The following is a 23,850-nucleotide window of genomic DNA, read 5'->3' on the forward strand; positions in this document are numbered from 1 at the left end:
ATTCAGCAGATATTTGTCGCCATCCCGCGATGGGCCGATGTCATCGTCGTAGTTGAACTGAAGGGGCACGCTGATCAATGCGGCCACCGGGTTGCTCAGTTTCTGGGCGAGGTCTGAATCACTGTCAGACCAGGCCTGGGCAGAAGATAGCGCCAGTACCATGCCGCTCAGGGCAGGCAAGGCAAGTTGAATGCGTGTACGCATCGGTTTCTCCAGAATTTGACAGGGAAGGTGTGCGCAAAACCGGCGACACGACCTGGACTACCGTGTGGGCAGTCCAGGGTGTCCGGTCAGGCAAAAGGCAGGGTGGCCCGCATTCGTGGCGAGCCACTCAAGGGATAAAACGCGAGAGCGCTTTATCCCTGGAACAACGGCAACAACTCAGCTCACCAGTTCAAAATCCGGCATCTCGAAGGCTAGCCCGTGGTGCCGGCGAACCTGAACGCAACAGCAAAGGGCGCTTAATTGTGCCAGGCACTGGCGTTGGTGTACCCGCCAGCAAAAACTTGCGTCTGTCCAATTCGGTCTCCCCGATAGTCATTTGCAAGAAAGTCAAACTCCGCGCCTATGGCGAGGTCGTAAAAGCAATGAGTTATCTTAGGCAGACAAGCTGGGTTATGCCTAAGAGCCAGAGGAGCTGATCGGTAGCGAATGCGCTTAAGTACAAATCAACAACCTCTGCAAGTCCTTGAACGAAAGAAGCACCCAAAGGTGCTTCTTTCGTTTCTGGGGGGGCTAACGGCAGCCTCCCACGTCGATCAATCCGTCAACGACACCGCCGTGGCGGCATCCTTTTTAGCGTTATCGACGGCCTTCTTGTCATTGCCGGGTACTGGGGCCAGTTCAATCACCACCTTTTCCAGTTTGCCGGTATAGGCATAGGGCATCTTGTCCTGGTAATCCGGGAACACCGGGGTGCCTGTGTCTTCACCGACGTCCATGGTTTCATCGAACGAGAAGCGATTCTGGACGGTCTTCTCGATATGACCTTCCGCGACTTTCTTGTCATTGATGAACAAGGTGCCAGTGCCGCCCTTACCTACACCACCGCCGTCGTAGGCAAATTCAAACCGGATCTGCGCCTTGCCTGACGGGAGCTTCTCACTGGATTTGATGGTCGTGAACTGCTCCTTCATCCAGTTGTAGATGAACTGGGGTTGACCATCGACCACCCGCAGCGCCCAGCCAGAGAACAGGCCGCCCTGGGTAATCAGAATGCCGCTAGGGTCGCCATCTTTGGTATCGACGTAGGCCGTGATCTTGAAGGAGCGGTTCTTCATTTCAGGCGCACTCCCTTCCGGCAGACGAACCATACCCGGATAGAACGTGATCTTGTTGATGCCATCCAGCCCGCCGCTTGGGCGACCAGTGAGTTTGGTACTGAACCGTTCTACCGTCCGGTCATCCAGCGGCAGCACCTTGTACTTTTTGGCCTCAACCATGAACGCCGCTTGCAACTCTTTCAGCTTCTTCGGGTTCTGGGCAGAAAGATCATCGTGCTCGGTAAAGTCGTTCTTCAGGTCGTACAGCTCCCATGTGTCCTTATCAAAATTGCCTTTGGATGCAGCATCAGCCCACGGTTTCAGTCCGTGTGTGGTTGCAGCAATCCAGCCGTCTTTGTAAATCGCGCGCGCGCCGCCCATTTCAAAATACTGGACATGGCGGTGACTTGGCGCGTTGGCATTGGCGGGGTTGAAGGTGTACAGCATGCTGATACCAGACATGGGGATCTGCTTGACCCCGTTCACCACCTTGGGCTGCGGGATATGTGCAGCCTCCAGGATGGTCGGCACAATGTCGCTGACATAATGGAACTGCGTGCGGATTTCACCGCCCTGAGGAATACCCTTGGGCCAGGAGATCACAAGGCCATTGCGGGTCCCCCCGAAGTGGGAGGCCTGGCGTTTGGCATACTTGAACGGCGCGTTAGTCGCCAACGCCCAGCCTACAGGGAAGTGGTTGTAGGTGGTCGGTCCGCCAATGGCATCCAGGTCTTTCAAGGCCTCCGGAACCGCATCCGGGCGATAGCTGTTCAGGTCCGCGGCGACTTCATTCAACGTGCCGGAGAACCCGCCTTCCGCGCTGGCACCGTTGTCACCCACGGCGAAAATCACCAGCGTGTTGTCTCTGACGCCCAGTTCATCAATGGCAGCCAGCAAACGCCCAGCTTCTTCATCTGCAAAGGCCAGGTAGGCCGCATAAACCTCCATCATGCGGGCATACACTTTTTTCTGGTCAGCCGTCAGGCTGTCCCAATCACCCACCTCGCCGGGCAGCGGGTTGTATTTGGAGTTGGCAGGAATGATGCCGGCCTTCTTCATCCGCTCAAAGGTTTCTTCGCTGACCTTGTTCCAGCCCTGATCAAACTGGCCTTTGAACTTGGCGATCCATTCTTTGGGCGCGTGATGCGGAGCGTGGGTGGCCCCTGGTGCGTAATAGATAAAGAACGGCTTGTTGGGCGCAATGGTCTTCTGGTTACGAACCCAGGTAATGGCGTGGTCCGTCATATCCGTGAGGAAGTGATAGTTTTTCTGTCCGGCAGGTGGCTCGATCGGGGTCGTGTTTTCGATCAGCGCGGGTGCCCACTGGTTGGTATCACCACCGTTGAAACCGTAGAAATACTCAAACCCCATGCCGGTTGGCCACTGCGTGAACGGGCCAGACTGGCTGGTTTCCGAATCAGGTGTGTTGTGGTTTTTGCCAAACCAGGCCGTGTTGTAACCATTGTCCTTGAGGATCTCGCCAATGGTGACGGAGGTGTCTGGCAGGATGGCATCGTAACCAGGAAAACCAGTCGACATTTCGGCGACGACACCAAAGCCTTCCTCGTGGTGGTTATGCCCGGTCAGCAAGGCTGAACGCGTGGGAGAGCACAACGATGTCGTGTTCCACTGGGTATAGCGCAAGCCGGTTTTGGCAATGCTATCGATGGTGGGGGTTGGAATCGGCCCGCCAAATGTAGAGGCGGCACCAAAACCGACATCATCCAGCAAGATCAGCAGCACGTTGGGCGCGCCGGCTGGTGCTTTTCTGTTGTGCGGAAAATCCGGTTTGGAGTCAGCGAATGACATGCCGATCGTCCCCTTGAATGGCGCAGGGCGACGGTCTGGCAAAACGGTACCCGGTGGAGAAGCATCCTGCGCATAGGCACCCGCAGAGCCTAGCAAGGCAGCCACGATGGCCACTGCAATCAAACCGGACCACCCACGGTGGGTCTGGCCTCTATTTGGCCGCGTACGCTGCAGTATGAGGTTTTTCAATGCCCTGAATTGCAGGCACGCATACTCGGGGAACCGCTTCACGATGAACTCTCCTTGGGCAACACCTGGGACATGACAATTTTCCGACACTGGCAAATACCGCTCCGATGTCGCGCAAATAATGGGACGCCATTTGTTGTGGGCCGCTTTCTTCATTCGCACGCTAACTGTGCCCGGGCAGACAGGTACTACCTGAAAAGAAGAAAGGGTTGCGCAAAAGAAAGGTTAGAATCTGCGACGGGCAATATCAACCAGGCTTGCGGCTTGCGTTTATAGGCCTTGAAAGATCAAGCGCTTGATTAGCACACTCCGTGAACAGACATTTGTTGCGGGCGCTTGGGAATACCGGACAAAAGAACGGGCGTGCCAGGGCGGTTTTGCATTTGCTCAAGGCATTGCCTAGCCTGCAACCACTATAAAATCAGCCTCCCCACCGCTCATGGGTAAAGCCTCTCGCCGAAAGCAGCAACCGCCTGCCGCCGTTGCCGCTGCGCCTGCCGTACCGTCATCACACCCCATTTTCCATAGCCGGCGCTGGTTCATTGCCGCTGCCGTGATGCTGGTTGTGGTGCTGGGGGTGTTCTTGCTGTACCAGTTCCAGGTGCTGGGGCGTCCTGCACCGGCCCGGCTCTCTGCCGTGCATGCCAGGTTTGTCGACGAACAGCGCTGCGTGTCCTGTCATTCTGCCGAGTTTGCCTCCTGGAAAAACTCGCATCACGCCAAAGCCATGGAGACCCCGGCCCCCGATACCGTACTGGGCAATTTCAACAATGCCACCTTCAATTACGCCGGCACCACCAGCCGGTTTTACCGCAAGGGCACCGAGTACTGGGTGGATACCGATGGTGCGGACGGCAAGTTGGGTAGCTACAAGGTGGCCTTCACCTTTGGTGTCGCCCCATTGCAGCAGTATCTGATCGCCATGCCGGGCGGCCATTTGCAGGCACTGGGCATTGCGTGGGATGTCGAGCGCAAAACCTGGTTTCATCTGCACCCCAAGGATCACGTTACGGCCACGGATGAGTTGCACTGGACGAAACTGGCGCAGAACGCCAACTTCATGTGCGCGGAGTGCCATGTCACCGACATGAAGCGGAACTACAGCCCGGCCGACAATTCATTCAAATCCACGTGGCAAGCATTGGGCGTAGGCTGTCAGGCTTGTCATGGGCCAGCATCAGCGCATCTGGAGTGGGCAACCGGGGACAAAAAGCCGTTGACGGGCGCCGGCTTTGAGGTGCCCCTCAAAGGCGCAAGCCAGACCACGGTGCTGGAAACCTGCGCGCGTTGTCACAGCCGCAGAGCACCACTGGCGGATGGCTTTGTCCACACCCACCGGCTGGCAGATGATTACTCGCTCAATCTGCTGACCCAGGCGGCTTATGAAGTGGACGGACACTTCAAGGAAGAGGACTTTGAGTACGGCTCATTTGCGCAGAGCAAGATGTTCATGAAAGGCGTGACCTGCCTGGATTGCCACAATCCGCACACCGGGGAGGTTCGTCTGCAGGGGAATGCGTTATGTCTGCAATGCCACAATGCCACTGCGCCGATTCAGCGGGTGGGGCTGAATACGCAAACGCTCAAGCGCAAAGACTACGACACGCCGGAACACACACATCACCCGCAAGGAAGCCCTGGATCATCCTGCGTGGCCTGCCATATGCCGGGCAAGTACTACATGGAAGTGGATTTCCGCCACGATCACTCGCTGACCATTCCCCGGCCAGACCTGGCGCGGGAACTGGGTACACCGGATGCCTGCACGACCTGCCACAAAGATAAAACGCCAGAATGGGCAGCCTCGAAACTGGAGGCATGGTTTGGCAAACACACCCGCCCGGTCAGCTATGGCCAAATGATGCATAGCCTGCGTACCGGGGGGATTGGTGCCGCCGATATTCTGAATGTGCTGGTGCTGGACCCGTCGATTCCACCTATCCGACGGGCGACGGCACTGGAAGAGGCCGCGCGCTATCCCAGCGAACAGACGGTGAAGACCGTAGTTGTAGCACTCAAAGACACTGACCCGGCCGTGCGCATTGCCGCGATTCATGCCCTGGGCATGCTGCCCCCGGATGCCCGCAAACCCTTGCTGACACCATTGCTGGCCGATGCGGTGCGTGGGGTGCGGATTGAAGCCGCGCGCCAGCTGGTCGATGCCCGTGACCAACTGGGAACAGACCGGGGCCGCTGGGATCAAGCTATCGCGGAGTATCGGCAAGTGCAGCAAGACCTGGCAGAACGGCCAGAATCGCACGTGAATCTGGCCGGTTTGTATCGCGACCTGGATCAGCAAGCGGATGCACAGCGCGAAGTCGATCTTGCGCTGGCACGCGACCCGGATTTCCTGCCGGCCGTGACCATGAAAGCCGACGAGCTTGCTGCCGCAGGCAATGGTGATGACGGCATCAAATTGTTACGTGAAGCGATCGCCCGGCACCCCGATTCCGGCTTGCTCTACCATGCGCTAGGGTTGGCGCAGGTGCGGGCTGGTGACCGTACAGCCGCCGTACAGTCACTCAAGAGCGCCTGGCAAAAAACGCCAGATGATGCGGGCTTTGGGTATGTTTATGCCGTGGCGCTTCATGACACGGGCGACCCCAAAGCCGCGTTGAAAGTACTGGATGCAGTGATGAAGGCGCACCCGGAACACCGCGAGAGTGCCTTGACGGCAGTGCGATATCACACGGAAGCCGGTGACATTGCAGGCGCGCAGATCATCGCAGGCCGATGGTTGAAAATCAGCCCCTCAGAACCGGCGTTGCAACGCGGCCAGACCAGTGGGGCGCAATGACTTTCTTGTATTGCGAAGATGCGAGCGCTCTGGAATTTGCTGGCATGTCTCATAGGGATATCGGAGGGCGATGACACTGGGCAATCTGTTCTGGATTGGGCCTGTTGTTGTAGCCATTACAATGCCCGCTTCACTTCTCATACCAGCCATTTGCTTGCGCAGGTTCTAGTGTGTTGCATCGACCGGTTGAATCCACACCGATAAGCAGTCGAATCACCTCATATGCAGTTGAACCGCATATTGCGCATGTTTGCCCTGCGACGTGATCAGGCTTCGTCAGCAACAGGGCACAAAACACGTGTGCGTGGCCTGTTGAGTTCGGCTAAACGGTCAAGACTTTGTTGTTGGTAGCCTGGTCACCGAACGGTCGATCGATGGAAGCGGCCGACCGAGAAATTCCTTAGTCAGGCCTTTCAAGTGAGCGTTGTATACCCAAGTCACAAACTGCTCCAGAAGCCGTTCATTTTCCAGCTGAAGTCGTCGGTTCTCGGCTTCCAGTCGCTTTAACCGCTCTGTTTGAGCTACTACTTCCGCCTCCGACAGTTTGAGAGGCTCTGCCACTTTGGGGCTATCTGCTAGCCGATCTTTGGTGGTTTGGTAAGCCAACTTGATTCTGGCGTGAGCGTGTAGCGCTTGCCGGGTGTAACGTGTGCGTAGACGGACTTCAATGGCATCAATCAGAAGATCCCAGGTGATCTTCCCGGACCAACCATCAAGGAGTCCGGTTACGAGGTTGATGATTTCGTCATTGAGATTTTTGGCGCGGCGCTTGGACATCATTCACCTTTTGGTAAACGAGGCTGATCAGGCTGCATGAGTAGTGCCCGTAATTCACCATCCCAGTCACTCCTATCCTCAATAGCTTGCTGGGTTTGAGAAATGGTGGGAATGTCAGAAAGCTGAATCATTGCTCCACTTGGCACTGAGTCATCGTCGAGAATTGCTGCCAGCTGGCTCAATCGCGTTACGGTTTTCTCGTGGTGGTCCAGCCATCGATTGGCTCCGTAGTATCCTTCGTCAGATGCGATCTTGGCCCGAGAAAGCAGGTCTTGCGCTTCCTCAAGTCTGCGTCGGACCATCGCTGCTTTGTGAGCATCCCCCTTCACGCAGATATGCTCGTTGCAGTTGATGCAGTCGGCAAACTGCTCACAGGGGGTCATCGTGTAGTCATGAACGCAGAAGCCAAAATCTGTGGTGTGGGCGGTTGGTATTTTAAGGCGGGCGAACTCATCTCTTGAAATGGGGATGTTCTTCGGGAGTTTTGCTAGCGGACCGAACATTTGTGAATCATCCCCTATAGACCGGCGAATCTGCGCCACCATCTGATCTGCGCTCACATGATCGTAGGCATTGTTCTCGCGGATGTTGGTGCGGCCAGACCATTTGGCGATATCCAGCTGGCTCATGCCACCCGCTTGGGCCAGCGTATTCAAATAGTGCCGGAACTGATGAGTTGTAACCTGGATAGGGCTGCCGTCGGGCTCCGTGAATCCAAGCCTTCCAAAAAGCGATACAAACCCGTGCTCCGCTCGTGCTCCCAGCTCGGTATTTACCTGGTTAATGTCGATGGCATTAATGACGGAACGGAAGGTTGCTTTGTTTGGGTGGAGCTCATTTCTTCGCGTGATAAATAGTGCTTCGGAATATCTGATCCCGATTTCCCGGTTCAAATAGGGGAACCCGGGAGGAAGTTGAGTCAACAGCTCTTTCTCAACATCTGCGAATCCGACCTTGGTGGCACGTTGACCGGGCTCTACCCGGGTGGGGATATTGTTGGCTCGGCACCAGGCGAGAGCGGATGTCCTATTTGTACAATCAGTCCAGATGATCTCGTTGAGCTCTTCCATAGACAGCAGATCCTGAGTTCTAAAGTGTTCCTGGTCCTGAGGCAGGAAGAGTTTGTTGGGATTTGAGTCATACCACAGGGCGATTTCACGTGTGTTTGCGGTAACTCGCCTTATTCTCTCGATTGCTTCGGAAATAACCCTGGCCATCGAAGGGATGATCCATTTCACCATTGGATCCGCTCCCTTTGCGGGCCACCATCTCAAGCCATAGGCATCCTGGCCGGAAGCTGTCTTGTCGTGGACTTCGCAGTTTTCGGAAAGCAGTAGCACTTCATTGATGCGGTCGGGGGCAGAACAAAGAATGGCCGCTATCGATGAAAACAGTAAATCCTTTGGATCTTTTGCTATGTAAAACGCTCTAGGCAGTGCCTCCAATGCAGCTTGCGATGGCATTTTCTCGGCGCGGCGTAAGTCGAACTCTTGGCCGACTCGGACGGTGTCGATAGGGCGTTTGATGTGGCTGTGCCAGGCGGGTGGCGTTATCGTCAATCGATGGTCTGCGAGGAACGTTGCGATCAGCTCCAATTGGGCCCCCACACGATAGGCTGTGGCTGGGCTTAGGCGATTAATAAGATGGTTGGCGGCTCGATTCAGGATATCTCCATCGATCTTTGCCGGGTTCGTCTGTTCGCATTCTCTAAGTGCTGCGTCGAGTGCGCGTAGTGCGGTTACACGGAATGCTGGATTCTTTGTTGGGCGCATACCCTGCAGGTAACGAACGCAGGCTTTTGCAAAGGAACAAAATGGTTCTTGCATAGGTGCCGGATTTACTGAGTCTGCAGTTTCAAGTGTGGAAAAAGAAATGCGGACTCGCATGCTTCCATGCCCTTTGAGTTGCACTGCTTCGGTGATATCCCAGACGAACTCATCAAATGGCAAGTCTGCGCCAAAGACCGTAAGCTGCTCTTTGCAGATGGCAATGAAGGCAAAGAGATTTACTGAGGCGTCGACCTCTGCTTTGGGGGTAAACACCAGAATGTTAGAGGTCATCGGTAGGCCCCTCTTTTGTTTCTCGAACGTGTTTCACTACTTCGGCAACAGCGAGAATAGTCCGGTCGTTGATCGTCGCAATACGGGTATCTGTTTTCTTCAAGAGACGTTCACGCTCCGCTAATAAGTATGAGAGAACTTCTTCGTGGGGTCCTTCCACCCATGCTTGAAAACTGGGGCAGGTGTAACAGGCAATGGGGGCAAGGAACCCACATGCACCGTGGCGGCCGCAATTGCCCATTGGTTTTAGTTTGGTGTCAAAGCGCGGATCTGCGATTCGGTATGCATGATCATTGTTGAATACGGCATCGGATTGGTCCTCGATGAAAGTACCCGCAAACGCGCGAGCAAGCGGGGCCATTCGCAGTGCGATTGCTTTGTCAATACGCTCAATAATTTCGGGAGTTGCTTTGACGTAAATTCCAACGTTCTGGGTGTCCGAATGATCCAATAGTTCTGCAATAATTAGTTCGCCGTGTCCCTCACGAGCTGCAACTGTCGCAACGGTATGTCTGAGTCGCTTGGAAGTGATTTCAATTGGTTCACCTGTTCGCTCCGAAATGACCTTTAGATCTTCGAAAATAGAGCTGATTCTATTTCCAATTTCGCGTGGTGATGTATGGTATTGAAAAGCATGGCGATAACTTCGGTTTTTTTTCCTTTGAGGAAATAGTGGAGCATCTGAAGCGGCCCCGACGAAGTTTTTGATTTTCTCGAAGCGAAGTCTAACTTGAGCGGCATATGCAAAAAGCATTGCACCTATTGTCTCTGTTATAAGCCGATCGGTGAATTGCTCCCGGCGCATCATAGCGTTTGCTTGTTTGACACGTGGCACTCTCAAAACGTATTCGTGGCTTCCATCCGCTTTTTGTATTTTCTGTATATCGCAAACCTTTAGCATTGCAATTTGAATATTTCTCTGTCCTAAAAGGAGGCTAAGCCAGGCTAATAGATAATCATCTAGGGCTACCTCTCCATTTGAAAAAAAATGATTTAATGCTCTTTGAATCGCCGACCGTTCAGTGTCTGTCAATGGGCCCAAAGTGGGATTCATTGTGAGTACGGCGGTACCTTTTCTGTTTCCTTTCAGGCGAATTTTACTTAGATATTTTGCTGCATCATCTGTTATTCCGGGGATTCCAAGCTGGTGCCATTTTTTTAAAAATGCCCTCAATGACCCTAATTTCCATTCGGTTTCAGCGTTGAGTGTATTGTGGTAATTTATTAATAAGTATGAATCAATGATGTTCACGGGATTTCCGGTCGTCGTAGCCATTGTCGTTATCATTCGAAGTAGGTGATTGAACGCTCCGACAGATGTTGCGCTTTCCGTATTCTCCAAATACCAGATCAAGGCCGGTTTTGCTTGTTCAATTATATTTTTTGTGCAATACGGTATTAGTCGATCAAAATTTAAGCTAATTGACGCAAGCCCATCATGAAACTTCCAGCATTTTTTATTTGGATCGAATACCGCTCCGCTAAATGTTTCCACGCTTGAAGGTAAGGTCCAAGTGTTTCTTTGGACTAGTTTAGGCGCTTGGCTACTCATCCGTAGTGCCCCCACTAATTTGCTTGCTCTGCATTTCAAGCGAAACCCGTTGTGCTTTGATGCGAATATGCCTTCGGGTATAGCCCGCTGCGGTTTGCGAGGTTGGCGACCAGCCCATCAAGAAAGATCGCATACGCTGTTCATCGGGTTCGGAAATGCGTTGGGTATCCATCGTCTCGGAAAATCGATCATTCCAGGTGTGACGCAGTGCGTGCGGAGTGACCTGTTCGAACCATTCTGGAAAGGCTAACCGCAGTTCAATGAATATGTCGTTTACGGCGCTCAGCGAAAGCGGGGCCCCTGTACCTGAGGCGACGAACAGAAATGGGTGGCGTCTCGCTTTTTCAATTCCCCGACGTGTCTTGGCAATATAGTCGTGGGTGAGCTTGCATAAAGCAGAAGATAGAGGCAATTTCCGATCCCTGGTTTTGACTCGGGGCTCTGTTTTTCTGGGGTCCTCAGGATCATCGGCTCGCCTCGCAATGATGACTTCCTCGGCCTGGAAGTTAATATCGGAAATCTTGATATTAAGAAGCTCGCCCCGCCTCAGCCCAAGGTCATGGAGCCAACGAATAATCAGGTGGTTTCGTAGTCGAACCCCTTCGCTAAGCCAAGGGTTCTCGGTCGACTCGGGCGCGGTCACGGCCAGTAGCCGTTCGCGCACCACGTTGGCCAGTCCTTCACGTTGGCCGACCCGGTTCCAGCTTTTATGCCTTGGGATTCGAGCGCTCAGCCCATCCTTGCACCGTACCCAGGCAGCCCAAAGAACGGATTCTTCATCCCTGCTTGGAGAGGTATGTCCTATGTGATAGCGAACAAGCCAGTCTAGATAATCGCGGATTGCACGGATGCGGTTGGCTGCGGTGTGCCCCTTAACCCCCGGAACTATCGTTTGCGACTGAACAAGGCGGATCGACTCGGATTTGCCCCGCCGTGGGGAGCGAGCTTGGGAGGGGAAATGATCTGTGGATAATTGTTCAACGATTCTCTGCTTGCAATATCGGACAAGATCATCAAGTTCGTTCAGTGAAAGAATGGTGTTCTGACGGAGTCTTTCGTCGAGTTCGATGTTTCGGGCGTGGAGAAATAGATGAAGATGCATGATTGATCTGAGCGTTTGATCAATCGTATTACTGGCTTTGTTGGTGGCACGGAGTTCGCTCAACGAATACACCGTGGGTTCGAACAGGGGTTCGCCCGAAGTGCGTTCAATCAGGACAGGCAGTCGTTCGCCAGAACGGAGAACGAGGGTCCGGACGGAGTATGGATTGACGTACATTTGTTTACACCCATAAGAGGTGAACACTAATACGTCATAGCAGGTCTGCTGGAAAAAACTGTAAACAACAAAAAAGCGGAATCAAATCAATGACTCCGCTCTTGTTGTTAACATTTATGAAAAAGGTACGTCTCAAAACGGGATGTCATCCTCAAAATCATCAAAGCTGCGGGCCGGGGCCGGCTTTTTCGGGGCTGCTGCGGCCGGGGCCGGAGCGGCCATTTGCGGGCGAGCGGCTGGCGCTGGTGCGGCTGCGTATTCCTGGTTGAAGTCTTCGTAACCGCTACCGCCTTGATCACCACCCATGCCGCTACCACCACGGCCAGACAGCATTTGCATCTGGTCGGCGATGATTTCGGTGGTGTAACGATCAGCACCGGTTTGCTTGTCTTGCCACTTGCGCGTCTGGATACGACCCTCGATATACACCGAGCTACCTTTTTTCAGGTACTGACCGGCGATTTCTGCAAGACGGTTGTACATGGTGATGTTATGCCACTCGGTCTTTTCTTGTTGCTGACCTTGTTTGTCCTTGAAGCGTTCCGTAGTGGCAATGCTGAAATTGCATACGGCGCCGCCAGAGGGCAGATAGCGGGTTTCCGGGTCGCGGCCCAGGTTGCCGATCAACAGCACTTTGTTGAGCGATGCCATAGAGTGGTATTTCCTTGAAGATGAATGACAGACGGCGCTGCAAAAGCGCCTGGATAACGGGTGAGTATAACGGGGTAGGCGCGCGGGCGCGAGCCAGGTTTACGCCTTTGATGCGATATATCGGGCTAGCGCGCTGACCGGCTTCTCTAGCGGATTGGGCTGCCGCAAAAAACCGGCACATCAGTGGGGATGTGCCGGTTGGTGCAGACAAGGCGAGGTGCTCAATCACGCATTCAGCGTGATCTGCCGACCCATTGCGCTTTGCCGGTCAGCGCTGATCGTCCAGCCGGCGCAACGCAACGGCCGCATCTCTTTGGCAGGCAGCACGATTGTGACCGCGCGGGTTGGTTTGGCGGCCGGGCAGCGCAAGTGCAGGTCAATTGCGGTGGCGGTGCTTTCCAGACGGACTTGCCACAGGTGCTGGTCTGCATCGTCCATGGCGACCAGTTGTTCGCCGTCGTCATCAAAGCATTGGGTAGAAACTACGCCTGGACCTTGATGCGGGAACAGGGCGAAGCCACGGGCATCCGCAGGACGGTTGAAATGCTGTTCGGCCACGTTCAGGGCAAGTACGGCGCCTTCCCGTACAAACAGCGGCGGCAATTCCTTCAGTGTGGCGGATACAGTCACTTCCTGACCGCCGGTATACAAATTGCCGTCGCGCAGGTCATACCACGCGGTACCTGCAGGCAGGTATACACGCCGCGTGGTCTGGTTTTCTTCAACCACAGCGGCCACGAGCAAGTGATCACCCAGCAAGAACTCATCGTTTTCTTCATAGCAACGCGGGTCATCCGGGAATGCCAGGAACGTTGCCCGGATCACCGGCTCGCATGCCACGTGCGAGCGCCATAACAAGTGGTACAGATGCGGCAGCAGACGATAACGGAAACGGATCAGGTCACGAATCTGCGGCGTCGCTTCCGGGTACATCCATGGTTCGTTGACGATTTCGCCAGGTTTCCAGGAGTGGATAGAGAAACGTGGTAGCAACAGTCCGGCCTGAATCCAGCGGACAAACAATTCTGGCGATGGCACCGGGCCTTCAAAACCACCAATGTCGTGACCGGTATTGGAGACGCCAGACAAAGCCAGGCCTACACCCATCTTGATGTTGTATTTGAGTGTTTCCCAACTGGTGTAGTTATCACCAGACCAGGTCTGGACATAACGCTGCATACCGGTAAACCCGGCGCGCGTGACCAGGAACGGGCGGCGTGCAGGGTCGTGTGCTACTTGTGCGCGGCGGGAAGATTGCACCATCAGCATGGTTTGCAGTGGCTTGGCCTGCGCAGCTGGGCGGGGCGTACCAAACTGATGTGCGCGAGCATGCGAATTCCAGATTTCGTATTCGTTGTTGTCGTTCCACATGGCGGCCATGCCGAAATCCAGCAGCGTGGATTTGATATTGCTTTCCCACCAGGTTGCGGCTTCGGGATTGGTGAAGTCCAGATAAGAGCCAAAGCCGCCCCAGAATTGCGCCATGTTGGGGGTGCCATCCGGATCTTTGACAAACAGCCCGCGCGCTGCCGCTTCTGCGTAGCGGGGATGGTCGTGCAGCAGACAAGGTTTGATGTTGGGAATCAGGCGGATGCCATGGTCCCGGTAGTGTTTTACAAAACGGGCCGGGTCCGGGAACTTGCTCTTGTTCCAGTTAAACACATAGCGTTTGTCGCCAATGGAGGTGTAACCAGAAGAAAGATGGAATGAGTCGCACAGGATGTCGTGCTCTTCGCAATGTGCCAGGAATTCATTCATGCGCTCCTGTGCATCGGGTGCATCGGTATAGGCCATGGTCGAGCCGGAATACCCCAGACCCCAGCGCGGCATCAGCGCCGGGCGACCCGTGAGCCAGGTGTAGCGCTGGACGATATGCAGCAGGCTGGCGCCGCCAATGATGTAGTAATCCAGATCGCCATGTTCAGCCACAAAGGAGCGGAACAAGCCGTTGTAGGCATCAATGGTGCAGCCCATGTCAAAGTGGCAATCTGCCGAGGTATCGTAAAAGATGCCCAGCGGGACTTTGTTGGTGCGGTGCCAGCTCAGATGAAACGGGATGTGTTTATAGAGCGGGTCGGTCGTGCGGGCGTTATAGCTAGGGCAATCTACGTTGATCATGCTGAAGCGACGGCCATGGCGATTGGTATCGCCGGTCCGTTCGCCCAGGCCAAAGTACATATCGTCTGGCGTGCGTTGCAGATAGTGATAGACGCGCTGATCCCACCAGCCGAAGTTGACGGCTTCGGTGACACGATCGGCTGCGGCTGGCAGCCATTGGCTATTCAGGCAGGTTTCCCAGCTGCATTTGAAGCCAGTACGGGTGATGGTCAGGCGCAATTGTGCGGTGGTCAGGACAAATGTGTCTTCACCCTGGCTGAGTGTAAAACCGGGCAGGTTAAATCCTGACAGATCAAACCGGTCACGACCTTGCGGTGGCACGTCGTCCAGCCCCGGCGCAACGGCCCACGTGGCCGGGTGATTGAGTTTGCCGTCGGGCAATACCATGACGCGAATAATGTCTTCTTCCAGCACAAAGACGTGGGCGATATGGTTTTCTGAGGTTGCCGCAAAAGTCAGATGGGCCCCTTCCTGGCGTGCCAGCTCAAAAACAGGGGGGTTGGCAATGGAACTCATTGGTGTCTCCGTTGAACTATGAAAAACAGATGCAATAAACCGTGGTGCTCACGCCATGACCGGCACAGCGGGAGGCATTGAAGGGCGACGATCCCAGATAAAGATGAACATCAGCAGCGCGCCAACCAGATCAAACAGGCCGAGGCAAATAAACACGCCAAAGAAACCGCCTGCGCCATACAGCGTGGTGACGTGGCCAATAACCAGCGTGGAGATCGCCGCCGCCACCCAGGCGAAGGAGCCGCGCAAACCGTTGGCAGTCGCCACTTGCTGGGCCGGGATGGTTTCCATGACCAGTACGCCCAGCATGCTGGAGACCAACTGGTGGCCAAAGCCGCCCATCGAAATCAGCAATACCGCGATATAAGGGTTTTGGGAGAAAGCGGCGGCGGTCAGGCACAACATGCAAAACGCACCTGTTGTTGACGTTAGTACTGCGGCGTTAATCCGGCTCAGGTTGAAGCGTTTGCTCAGCAGCGGCACCATGTAACCACCCAGAACGTTGGAAATATCTGCCAGCAAGAACGGTAGCCAGGCGAACATCGCAATGTCTTTGAGCTTGAACCCATGCACCTGGGCCATATACAGCGGCACCCAGAAACCCAGTGCTTGCCATGCCGGCTCTGACAGAAAGGCGGGCAGGGCAATGCCATAAAAGCGGCGGATTTTCAGTAACTGGCCCAGCGAGGTCCACAGTGCCGGTTTCTTGCCGGTGAACGGCGGGTCTTGATCGGCCAGAATATGCTCGCGCTCTGCCGGGTTGATCAGCTTGCTCTCCCGCGGCGGTGCGTACACCTTCCACCAGATCAGCGCCCAGACAATACCCAGCGCGCCCGGCACGACAAAGGCGGCCTGCCAGCCAAAAACAGAATGCAAGCCATAGATCAGCGGCGGGGCCAGCATGCCCCCCAATGAAAACCCGACACCGCCCCATCCGTTGGCAATGGTGCGTTCTTTCTTGGGAAACCATTCGGTCATGACCTTGGCGTTGGCCGGCGCAGCCGCCGCCTCGGTGGTGCCCATGAAAAAGCGCAGGATGGCCAGGTGAATCCAGTTGGCTGCGCCTGAATGGAAAATACAGGTTATCGACCACAAAACGGCACAAACAGCAAAGCCGATTTTTAATCCGATGACGTCAATCAGCCAGCCGCAAATGGGCTGGGCAATGGTATAGGCTGCCTGAAAAGCGGTGGTGATGTAGCCGTATTGCTCATTGCTCATATTGAACAATGTTTTCAATTCAGGCGCCATAATGCCAAGTGAATTCCGGGTGACGTAATTGAGCGTCACACCTGAAATAAACAAGACAATAATCACCCACCGCATATTTCTGAAACCGGTACTTTTTTGAGATAAAGACGGCGAATCCATATAACACTCCAGCGATGACCCCGGGCAAACCTTGGGCTTGCCCGGGAAAAACGGACGGTGTTGAAAGACAGAACGAAAAGAAATTAAAAAAGGGCGATGATCAGGCGTTATGCCTTACCACCAGGACTCCACCTGGACCCCGAATGAACTGCCGTTGGTGGCGTTTGCATCCACGCTTTGCGTCTTGCCATTGGCTTGATTCATGAAGTTGTTACGATCGTTGCGGGCAGCGTCGTTCCAGCGTGCGTAGGTGTAGAACACACGCATTTCCGGTCTGGCCAGGGCGCTTCTACCCGCCGCGGCGGTCAAGGCAACGGTGGCTTTGCCCAGCGTTTCGGTTTTACCGGTGCTGTCGGGCTTGTAACTCTGGTATCCGAAATCCGTTGCCAGGCCGAACATGTCGTTAAAGTGATATTGCGGATGCAAGCCCGCCGAGAACCACTTGTCGTCACCGTTGTTAGCGTATTTGTACTGATCCTGGCGGTAGACGACGGCGGCCAGTGCAGTCCATTTGCTGTTCGGGATGTCCAGCGCAGCCGTACTGAAGATCTGGAAGGTGGCATCGCTGGCCGTTGCGTTCTGCAACACCTGGCCAAAGTTGCCGTTGGCATTGGCGCCCCGTCCGTACTGGATGCCGACGGTGTTATTGCCCCAGTCTGCAACCGGATGCTTGTACAGGGCGGATAGATACCAGCCACTGGCGGTGGACTTGGTCGGCGTAGTCGTTAAGACGGTGTTTCCGGACGCATCCGTTTGCGCCATGGTCGTGTCATCAGACTTCCAGCCGGCAGTCAGACCCGCGTTGAAAGTAAAGGCGCCGGGGCCTGCTTTCAGTCCGGACAATTTGAACAGGTTTTCCAGCCAGGTCCGGCCATTGTTGTTGCCATCGCGCGGGCGGATCAGGGCGTAGCTGAATTTCGAACCAGCCCAGCCGGTATCTACGTTCTCGATACCGCCGCCGTCACCATCACCTTGTTGATACTTGTAATCCAGCAGATAGATGTCGGGACGATCGTAGTAGCGGCGGCCAACCCACAGCGAGGCGCCCTTGAGCGGGCCGTCGCCCCAACGGGCAACGTCGGTATACATCTCTGCAAAACTGATCTTGTTACCACCCCAATCTGAATAAGGGGCGGTCGCCAGTAATGAGGCGTGGGCGGACCACACTGCGCCGTTTGACTGGTTGTAGATAGGTGAATGAAGACCAATCCGGGCATAGGCATCGCACTCGTTGCCGAAACGGAATTTGGCGTAGCCGACACCAAAACATTCCATGGAGCCGCCTTTGCCTGCCTCGCCAAAGCCCGCACGGAAATAGCCGTTGCTGGTGACCGTCCCCACCGCGCTCTGGTTCGCCGCGCTGGTATTGGCCGGTCCAGCAGCGGGCACTGCGCTGGCTTGGGCCTGGACAGCGGCGGCTTGCGCTTGTGCTGCCGCCTCCTGCGCTTGTGCCGCTGCGGTCTGGGCTTGCGCCAGCGCTTGCTTCAGGGCTTCAACTTGCGTTGCGGCATCCTGGGCTTGCCGGGCTGCTGAATTGGCCTGCGTGGTGGCGTCTGCAGCCCAGGACTGCGTGCCGTATATCAGGCAAATCAATGCGGCAATTCGGGTTGTTTTCAATTTCATCATTATCTCCCCCTCGTTTGTGCAGATCAGGAAATCTGATCAATGCGAAAATCTGTGCAGGAGCTAATGAATCGGGTATTGGGTGGCGGTTTTTTTAATTTTTTTTATTACATTTAGTATTTCTATTTTTTTGTCAATTATCTGGATTTAAATTAAATGGCCAGAAAAAATACCTGAACAAGGTTTTCCTGGATTTGCGACGGCAATATTTCTCCCTCTGGTTAAAAACCAGATCGCATGGATTCACAACATATCTGTGGCTGTAAATGCCGTGCCGGTTTACCCGGCACGGCCTGGGTTGGAGGGTTAGACGCCAGAATAAGCGGAGAAACCGCCATCCACTGGCACGACGACGCCGTTTACAAAGCCGGAGGCTGCGCTGCTGGCTAACCACAACATCGTGCCGGTCAGTTCAGCTGCTTCGCCAAAGCGCCCCATCGGGGTATGGGCCAGAATCTTGCCGGCCCGCGCGGTGGGTTCTCCGCTGGCTTCATCAAACAAGAGTTTGTGGTTTTGCGCAGTCAGAAAGAACCCTGGCGCCAGTGCGTTAACGCGAATACCTACTTTGCAAAAGTGTACGGCCAGCCATTGCGTGAAATTGCTCACGGCCGCTTTGGCTGCGCTGTAGGCCGGAATTTTGGTGAGCGGGCAGAACGCATTCATGGAAGAGACGTTGATCACGCTGCAACCGGGCCTGGCCGTACCGTCTGCTGTGAGCATCTGCTGAGCAAATACTTGTGTGGGCAATAGGGTGCCCAGGAAATTGAGGTTGAACACAAAGCCAATCCCGGCCGGGTCCAGATCAAAAAAACTGGTCAGGGTTTTATCGGTCAGATCGGCGGGTTCCAGCCATTCTTTGGTGGTCGTTCCCTTGGGGTGATTACCGCCCGCGCCGTTCAGCAACACGGAGCACGGCCCCAGTTGTTGCAATACAGCTGCCGCTGCGGTTTCCAGTGATGCGCGTTCAAGTACATCTGCGGCAAGACCAATGGCGTGGCAGCCCTCGTCACGTAAACGCGCGGCCACGGCTTCGGCTGCAGCCAGATTCAAATCCAGTAGGGCGACCTTCATGCCGGCATGGGCCAGTGCCCGGGCCAGTTCACTGCACAACACCCCACCCGCGCCGGTAATAACGGCGACCTGGCCTGCCAGGTCAGCAGGGACAAAGGGCAAGTTCATCGGGGATGCGTGATTCATTGTGTTTGTCCTTGGGTTGCGGTGAGTGCGGCGGCTTCTTTGGCGATGCCCTCCCATAAGCCGTTGAGATACACCGCGCCCAGTGCGCGATCGTACAAACCGTAGCCAGGCTTGCCGGTTTCGCCCCAGATCATGCGGCCATGGTCAGGGCGGATATAACCTTCAAACCCGGCGTCGAAATACGCACGCATGATGTCCGCCATATCCAGCGAGCCATCGGCAGAGCGGTGGCTGGTTTCGTAAAAATCTCCCGCCTCGTTGTTGCGGACATTGCGCATGTGGGCGAAGTGAATCCGGCCCTGACCGGCAAATTCTCGCACCATGGCCACAATATCGTTGTGGCAATCCGCCCCCAGAGAACCTGAACACAAGGTCAGCCCATTGGCCGGGCTATCGACGATTTTCAACAGTCGTGCCAGATCTTCGCGGTTCTTGACGATGCGCGGCAGACCAAAAATCGGACGGGGTGGATCGTCCGGGTGGATCGCCATGTTGATACCGGCTGCTTGCGCCACCGGAATAACGCGCTCCAGGAACCAGGTCAAATTGGCCCAGAGTTGCGCTTCGCCAATGGCGTTGTATTCGGCGAGTAGTGCTTTCAGGGCTTCGGGCTGATAGCTGGCATCCCAACCAGGCAGCTGGATGCCCTGGGATGGATCAATGCGGTTCACCGCCTCTACATCAAATGCGAGGGTGGTCGAACCGTCTTCGAGTTTTTTTTCCAGCGTGGTGCGGGTCCAGTCGAAGACAGGCATGAAGTTGTAACACACCACCTTAAGGCCACACTGCGCCAGGTTCTTCAGCGTCTGGCAATAGTTGGCGACGAGGCGCTCACGTCCTGGTTTGCCCAGCTTGATGTCCTCATGCACGGGCACGCTTTCAATCACGTCAAAGGCCAGCCCATGGGATTCAATCTTCTGTTTGAGCGCCATGATATTGGCGAGGGGCCAGACCTCCCCGACGGGGACGTCATAGACCGCGCTGACGATGCCGTACATGCCTGGAATCTGGCGGATGTGCTCCAGCTTGATGGGGTCACTTTCACCGTACCAGCGAAAAGTCATTTTCATGGGTTACTCCAGTCACGAATGTGGTCATGTGGTATGGTGGTCAGGCCACCTGAAAAGTGATTGAAGTATCAACATGCAAATCAACCTTCGCAAGGTGGTCAGATTGACGTATCGCAAAAGATCCTCAGCAAGCCCGCCCAGTCTTTGACATGACCCCAAAGGGCGCGGCACATTTCGCGATGCAACGCTGATTAACTCAGGAAAACCGTATGGATTTACCCACCCTCAAGGTCGAGCGTCTTTACCGCCAGATCTCCAGTCTGATCATCCAGTACATCAAGGATGGCCGTTTCAAAGTCGGCGAAGCCTTGCCGGCAGAACGTGATCTGGCACGACAGTTGGGAGTAGGGCGCTCATCGGTACGCGAAGCGCTGATTGCGCTGGAGATTGCAGGGTGGGTGGAAATCCGCACGGGGACCGGCGTGTTTGTGCTGGCAGCAGAAGAACCCGTGGTCGCCGTGCAAGGTGCGGATGTCACCAGTGCGACGGCGCTGCTGGAGGCACGCAGCCTGTTTGAGGGTGATCTGGCCGCACTGGCTGCAGAACGCGCCAGCCCGGCGCAAATTGCCGCGCTGGGTCTGCTACTGGATGAAATGGCCCGTGAAGACGAGGAAAACGCGGCATTTCACGATAGTGATCGCCGCTTTCACTGGCTGATTGCCGAAATGACCGGCAATGAGGTTTTGCAGGAAATGTCACAGACGCTGTGGAACAAGCGCTATTCGCCCTTGTTCCAGCAACTGGAAAACCACTATGGCGTGGTGCCGTGGGCGTCGCATGTTGTTGAGGAGCACCGTGCCATTCATGCCGCCATCGCGGCCCACGATCCAGGGGCGGCAAGGGCAGCCATGCAACGACATCTGGATCAGGTGCTGGAAAAGCTGTTCCGCCAGAGTTGATCAGCTCGCATTACGGGTGGCGTCGATGAGGGTTTTGACGCCAGCCTCATCCCAGCCGCTTTGCAGTACCTTCAGCAGCGCAACGCGTTCATCAATCAGCACGACCGCTTCTTTTACACCTGCCAGCGCGGACAATTCGGCCGTGAGATGCGCCGCATCGCCGCGCCAGTGCTCACCGATATGGAACATCTGCGTCTTGACCGGCAAAGGGGGCTGTAACCCGAAGGTGACAATCAGCCAGAACGCCATGAGTACCGCGCACAACCAGAAAACTGGCGCGGCACCGCCATGCTGAAACAGCCAGCCAGCTGCCGCAGAGCCGACGAACATGGCGAGCGACTGGCAGGTGTTGTACACGCCCATGGCCGTACCTTTAGCTGCAGTCGGTGCAATCTTGCTGATCAGGCTGGGCTGGGTGGCCTCAAGAATGTTGAACGCGATGAAATATACGCCCAGCCAGATGCAGATCATGGTCAGATTGGGCATGTACAGTGCCATGCCGGTTTGCGCGATCAACATCAGTGCAATGGCCAGCAGGAACACGCTTTTGAGCTTGTTGCGTTTTTCCGCCACGATCACGGCCGGCACCATGAAAATGAAACCAACAATGACGACCGGCAGGTACACCATCCAGTGATTGGCGACGGGCACGTGGCCTGTGCTGGCCAGCAGCAGCGGCATGACGGTGAACATGGCCATTTGCGCGGCATGAAGCGCAAAGACACCATAGTTGAGACGGCGCAACTGCGGGTGTTTCAGTACGGTGGGCAGGCGTGCCGCGCTGGCCTCAGCGTCTGAATGAAAACGCGACAGGGCCGGGCTGGGAATGATTTTCCAGACCCCAATGATGGCCGCGACGGTCAACCCGGCGGTGAGCAAGAAAATACCGGGCAGGCCAATCCAGTTGGTCAGCTTGGGCGCAGCAACCAGTGAGATCGCAAAGGTCATGGCAATGCTGGCACCAATCATGGCCATAGCCTTGGTGCGGTGTTCTTCACGCGTCAGATCAGCCAGCAATGCGGTAATAGCGGCGGAAATAGCCCCGGCGCCTTGCAGTGCACGGCCCAGAATCATGCCTTCGATACTGGTGACGCTGGCACACACCAGGCTGCCAAGCGCAAACATGACAAGGCCGAAGTAGATCACCTTTTTGCGGCCAACACGGTCTGACCACATGCCAAATGGCAACTGCAACAGCGCTTGGGTAAGACCATATGCGCCAAACGCGAGCCCGACCAGCGCATGATTCTCGCCGCCCGACAAATGTGCTGCGTAAACCGCAAACACGGGCAGAATCAAAAACATGCCCAGCATGCGCAAGGCATACAGCCCGGCGAGCCCGAGCGAAGCGCGAAGTTCCAGAGGTGTCATCAGATCAGTTCAGTCAAGTCGGGCGGCCCTGGGCCACCGTTTATTGTTTTGCGGGTTGTTCCAGATTAGGCAGGAATGCGGTCAACAGGCCAATTAACGGCAGGAATGCGCAGACCTGGTACACAAACTCGATACTGGTTCGGTCTGCCAGCATACCCAGCACGGCAGCGCCAATGCCGCCCATGCCAAAGGCAAAGCCAAAGAACAGGCCAGAGACCATGCCCACCTTGCCCGGGATCAATTCTTGCGCGTACACCAGAATGGCCGAGAACGCCGAAGCCAGAATCACGCCGATGATGGCGGTCAGCACACCGGTCCAGAAGAGGTTGGCGTAGGGCAGGATCAACGTAAAGGGCGCAACGCCCAGAATCGACGCCCAGATGACATATTTGCGGCCGATGCGGTCACCCACCGGGCCACCAATCACTGTGCCCGCCGCGACTGCAAACAGGAACACAAACAGGTGCACCTGCGCGCCTTGTACGGTCAGATTGAATTTGTGCATCAGGTAGAAGGTGAAATAGCTACCGATGCTCGCCATGTAGAAATATTTGGAGAAAATCAGCAGCAACAAAATGCCGATCGAGAAGCTGACTTGCTTGTTGGTCAGATGGTGAATCACCTTGCGACCGCCTTTGCCGCGCGCGCCCAGGTGATGCGCCTTGTACCAGCCGCCCACTTTGACCAGCACTGCAATCGCCACCAGCGCAGCCAGCGAGAACCACGCAATACTGGGCTGACCAAACGGCACGATGATGGCTGCCGCCAGCAAAGGCCCAAGTGATGAACCCAGATTGCCGCCCACCTGGAACAACGATTGCGCCAGACCATGGCGGCCACCGGACGCCATGCGTGCCACGCGACTGGATTCCGGATGGAAGATCGACGAGCCAGTACCCACTAACGCGGCCGCCACTAAAAGCGTGCCGAAGTTCGGGGCCACGGACAGCAGCAGCAAACCGCACAACGTAAAGCCCATGCCCACGGGCAAAGAGTACGGCTGAGGTTTTTTATCCGTATACAAACCCACCAGCGGTTGCAACAGGGATGCGGTGATCTGGTAGGTCAGCGTGATCAGGCCAATCTGGGCAAAAGACAGGTTAAAACCGCCTTTCAGAATGGGGTAAATAGCCAGGATCAACGACTGGATCATGTCGTTGAGCAGGTGCGAGAAACTGATGGCGCCCAGCACCCGGAAAGCGGTGCCCTGTTCACTGGAAGCGGCTGCGTTGGCCGACGTGCTCAGACTGTTCTGCATGCTGTCGCAAGTAACTGTATCAACGGGAAACACATAGTTTATCAGGTTGGC

General features: G+C 55.5%; 16 protein-coding genes. 2 read left to right on the top strand and 14 right to left on the bottom strand.

All coding sequences use genetic code 11. The features are described from left to right. Both IEX44_RS21070 and IEX44_RS12890 read right to left on the bottom strand, forming a co-directional pair. On the bottom strand, positions 1–204 hold a 204-nt coding region (locus tag IEX44_RS21070; protein ID WP_229679060.1), incomplete at its 3' end, for a hypothetical protein. 554 nt (positions 205–758) lie between these two features. Then, positions 759–3,176: an arylsulfatase gene (locus tag IEX44_RS12890; protein ID WP_229679063.1), complete on the bottom strand. Its 2,418-nt coding sequence runs from the start codon at positions 3,174–3,176 to the stop codon at positions 759–761. A gap of 523 nt (positions 3,177–3,699) precedes the next feature. Here IEX44_RS12890 and IEX44_RS12895 point away from each other — a divergent pair. Then, a complete protein-coding gene (locus tag IEX44_RS12895; protein WP_188694355.1) occupies positions 3,700–6,057 on the top strand; it encodes a tetratricopeptide repeat protein in 2,358 nt (785 codons plus the stop codon). A gap of 330 nt (positions 6,058–6,387) precedes the next feature. On the opposite strand, the gene IEX44_RS12900 is transcribed toward IEX44_RS12895, so the two are convergent. The 10 genes from IEX44_RS12900 to uxuA form a co-directional block, all read right to left on the bottom strand. After that, entirely contained in the window at positions 6,388–6,834 is a 447-nt protein-coding gene (locus tag IEX44_RS12900; protein ID WP_188694357.1) for a hypothetical protein, read from the bottom strand. Next, positions 6,834–8,894 (bottom strand): integrase, encoded by a 2,061-nt coding sequence (locus IEX44_RS12905; protein ID WP_188694360.1) that lies wholly within the window; start codon positions 8,892–8,894, stop codon positions 6,834–6,836. Before IEX44_RS12905 ends, IEX44_RS12900 begins: the two co-directional genes overlap by 1 nt. Next, a complete protein-coding gene (locus tag IEX44_RS12910; RefSeq protein ID WP_188694363.1) occupies positions 8,884–10,446 on the bottom strand; it encodes a site-specific integrase in 1,563 nt (520 codons plus the stop codon). The genes IEX44_RS12905 and IEX44_RS12910 overlap by 11 nt, the downstream gene beginning before the upstream one ends. Beyond that, positions 10,439–11,611 (bottom strand): tyrosine-type recombinase/integrase, encoded by a 1,173-nt coding sequence (locus IEX44_RS12915; protein ID WP_229679067.1) that lies wholly within the window; start codon positions 11,609–11,611, stop codon positions 10,439–10,441. Before IEX44_RS12915 ends, IEX44_RS12910 begins: the two co-directional genes overlap by 8 nt. Before the next feature lie 246 nt (positions 11,612–11,857). Further along, positions 11,858–12,376 carry a single-stranded DNA-binding protein gene (gene ssb / locus IEX44_RS12920; protein WP_188694368.1) on the bottom strand — a complete coding sequence of 173 codons (519 nt, stop codon included), beginning with the start codon at positions 12,374–12,376 and terminating at the stop codon, positions 11,858–11,860. A 225-nt stretch (positions 12,377–12,601) separates the two neighbouring features. Next, positions 12,602–15,010: a glycoside hydrolase family 31 protein gene (locus IEX44_RS12925; RefSeq protein ID WP_188694371.1), complete on the bottom strand. Its 2,409-nt coding sequence runs from the start codon at positions 15,008–15,010 to the stop codon at positions 12,602–12,604. 48 nt (positions 15,011–15,058) lie between these two features. After that, positions 15,059–16,336 carry an MFS transporter gene (locus tag IEX44_RS12930; protein WP_229679069.1) on the bottom strand — a complete coding sequence of 426 codons (1,278 nt, stop codon included), beginning with the start codon at positions 16,334–16,336 and terminating at the stop codon, positions 15,059–15,061. A gap of 159 nt (positions 16,337–16,495) precedes the next feature. Then, the gene (locus IEX44_RS12935) at positions 16,496–18,004 is read right to left on the bottom strand and encodes a carbohydrate porin (RefSeq protein WP_188694377.1); all 1,509 of its coding nucleotides are present in this window, start codon (positions 18,002–18,004) and stop codon (positions 16,496–16,498) included. 306 nt (positions 18,005–18,310) lie between these two features. Then, the gene (locus tag IEX44_RS12940; RefSeq protein WP_229679071.1) at positions 18,311–19,201 is read right to left on the bottom strand and encodes an SDR family oxidoreductase; all 891 of its coding nucleotides are present in this window, start codon (positions 19,199–19,201) and stop codon (positions 18,311–18,313) included. After that, positions 19,198–20,271, bottom strand: coding sequence for a mannonate dehydratase (uxuA, locus tag IEX44_RS12945; protein ID WP_188694380.1), 1,074 nt, complete (start codon positions 20,269–20,271; stop codon positions 19,198–19,200). Before uxuA ends, IEX44_RS12940 begins: the two co-directional genes overlap by 4 nt. A gap of 209 nt (positions 20,272–20,480) precedes the next feature. Here uxuA and IEX44_RS12950 point away from each other — a divergent pair, with 209 nt between their 5' ends. Further along, positions 20,481–21,170, top strand: a complete 690-nt coding sequence (locus IEX44_RS12950) for a FadR/GntR family transcriptional regulator (protein WP_188694384.1) — start codon at positions 20,481–20,483, stop codon at positions 21,168–21,170. Here the strand turns inward: IEX44_RS12950 and IEX44_RS12955 are convergent, their stop codons facing one another. Together IEX44_RS12955 and IEX44_RS12960 are read right to left on the bottom strand one after the other, a co-directional pair. After that, the gene (locus IEX44_RS12955; RefSeq protein ID WP_188694387.1) at positions 21,171–22,541 is read right to left on the bottom strand and encodes an MFS transporter; all 1,371 of its coding nucleotides are present in this window, start codon (positions 22,539–22,541) and stop codon (positions 21,171–21,173) included. A gap of 40 nt (positions 22,542–22,581) precedes the next feature. Next, positions 22,582–23,799, bottom strand: a complete 1,218-nt coding sequence (locus IEX44_RS12960) for an MFS transporter (protein WP_188694390.1) — start codon at positions 23,797–23,799, stop codon at positions 22,582–22,584. Positions 23,800–23,850 lie beyond the last annotated feature (51 nt).

The organism is Silvimonas amylolytica (assembly GCF_014645555.1).
Classification (GTDB): domain Bacteria; phylum Pseudomonadota; class Gammaproteobacteria; order Burkholderiales; family Chitinibacteraceae; genus Silvimonas; species Silvimonas amylolytica.

Coding starts and splice junctions, on each gene's coding strand:
- IEX44_RS12895 (WP_188694355.1), top strand. CDS start 3,700: ATGGGTAAAGCCTCTCGCCGAAAGCAGCAACCGCCTGCCGCCGTTGCC.
- IEX44_RS12900 (WP_188694357.1), bottom strand. CDS start 6,834: ATGTCCAAGCGCCGCGCCAAAAATCTCAATGACGAAATCATCAACCTC.
- IEX44_RS12905 (WP_188694360.1), bottom strand. CDS start 8,894: ATGACCTCTAACATTCTGGTGTTTACCCCCAAAGCAGAGGTCGACGCC.
- IEX44_RS12910 (WP_188694363.1), bottom strand. CDS start 10,446: ATGAGTAGCCAAGCGCCTAAACTAGTCCAAAGAAACACTTGGACCTTA.
- ssb (WP_188694368.1), bottom strand. CDS start 12,376: ATGGCATCGCTCAACAAAGTGCTGTTGATCGGCAACCTGGGCCGCGAC.
- IEX44_RS12925 (WP_188694371.1), bottom strand. CDS start 15,010: ATGAGTTCCATTGCCAACCCCCCTGTTTTTGAGCTGGCACGCCAGGAA.
- IEX44_RS12930 (WP_229679069.1), bottom strand. CDS start 16,336: ATGCGGTGGGTGATTATTGTCTTGTTTATTTCAGGTGTGACGCTCAAT.
- IEX44_RS12935 (WP_188694377.1), bottom strand. CDS start 18,004: ATGAAATTGAAAACAACCCGAATTGCCGCATTGATTTGCCTGATATAC.
- IEX44_RS12940 (WP_229679071.1), bottom strand. CDS start 19,201: ATGAATCACGCATCCCCGATGAACTTGCCCTTTGTCCCTGCTGACCTG.
- uxuA (WP_188694380.1), bottom strand. CDS start 20,271: ATGAAAATGACTTTTCGCTGGTACGGTGAAAGTGACCCCATCAAGCTG.
- IEX44_RS12950 (WP_188694384.1), top strand. CDS start 20,481: ATGGATTTACCCACCCTCAAGGTCGAGCGTCTTTACCGCCAGATCTCC.
- IEX44_RS12955 (WP_188694387.1), bottom strand. CDS start 22,541: ATGACACCTCTGGAACTTCGCGCTTCGCTCGGGCTCGCCGGGCTGTAT.
- IEX44_RS12960 (WP_188694390.1), bottom strand. CDS start 23,799: ATGCAGAACAGTCTGAGCACGTCGGCCAACGCAGCCGCTTCCAGTGAA.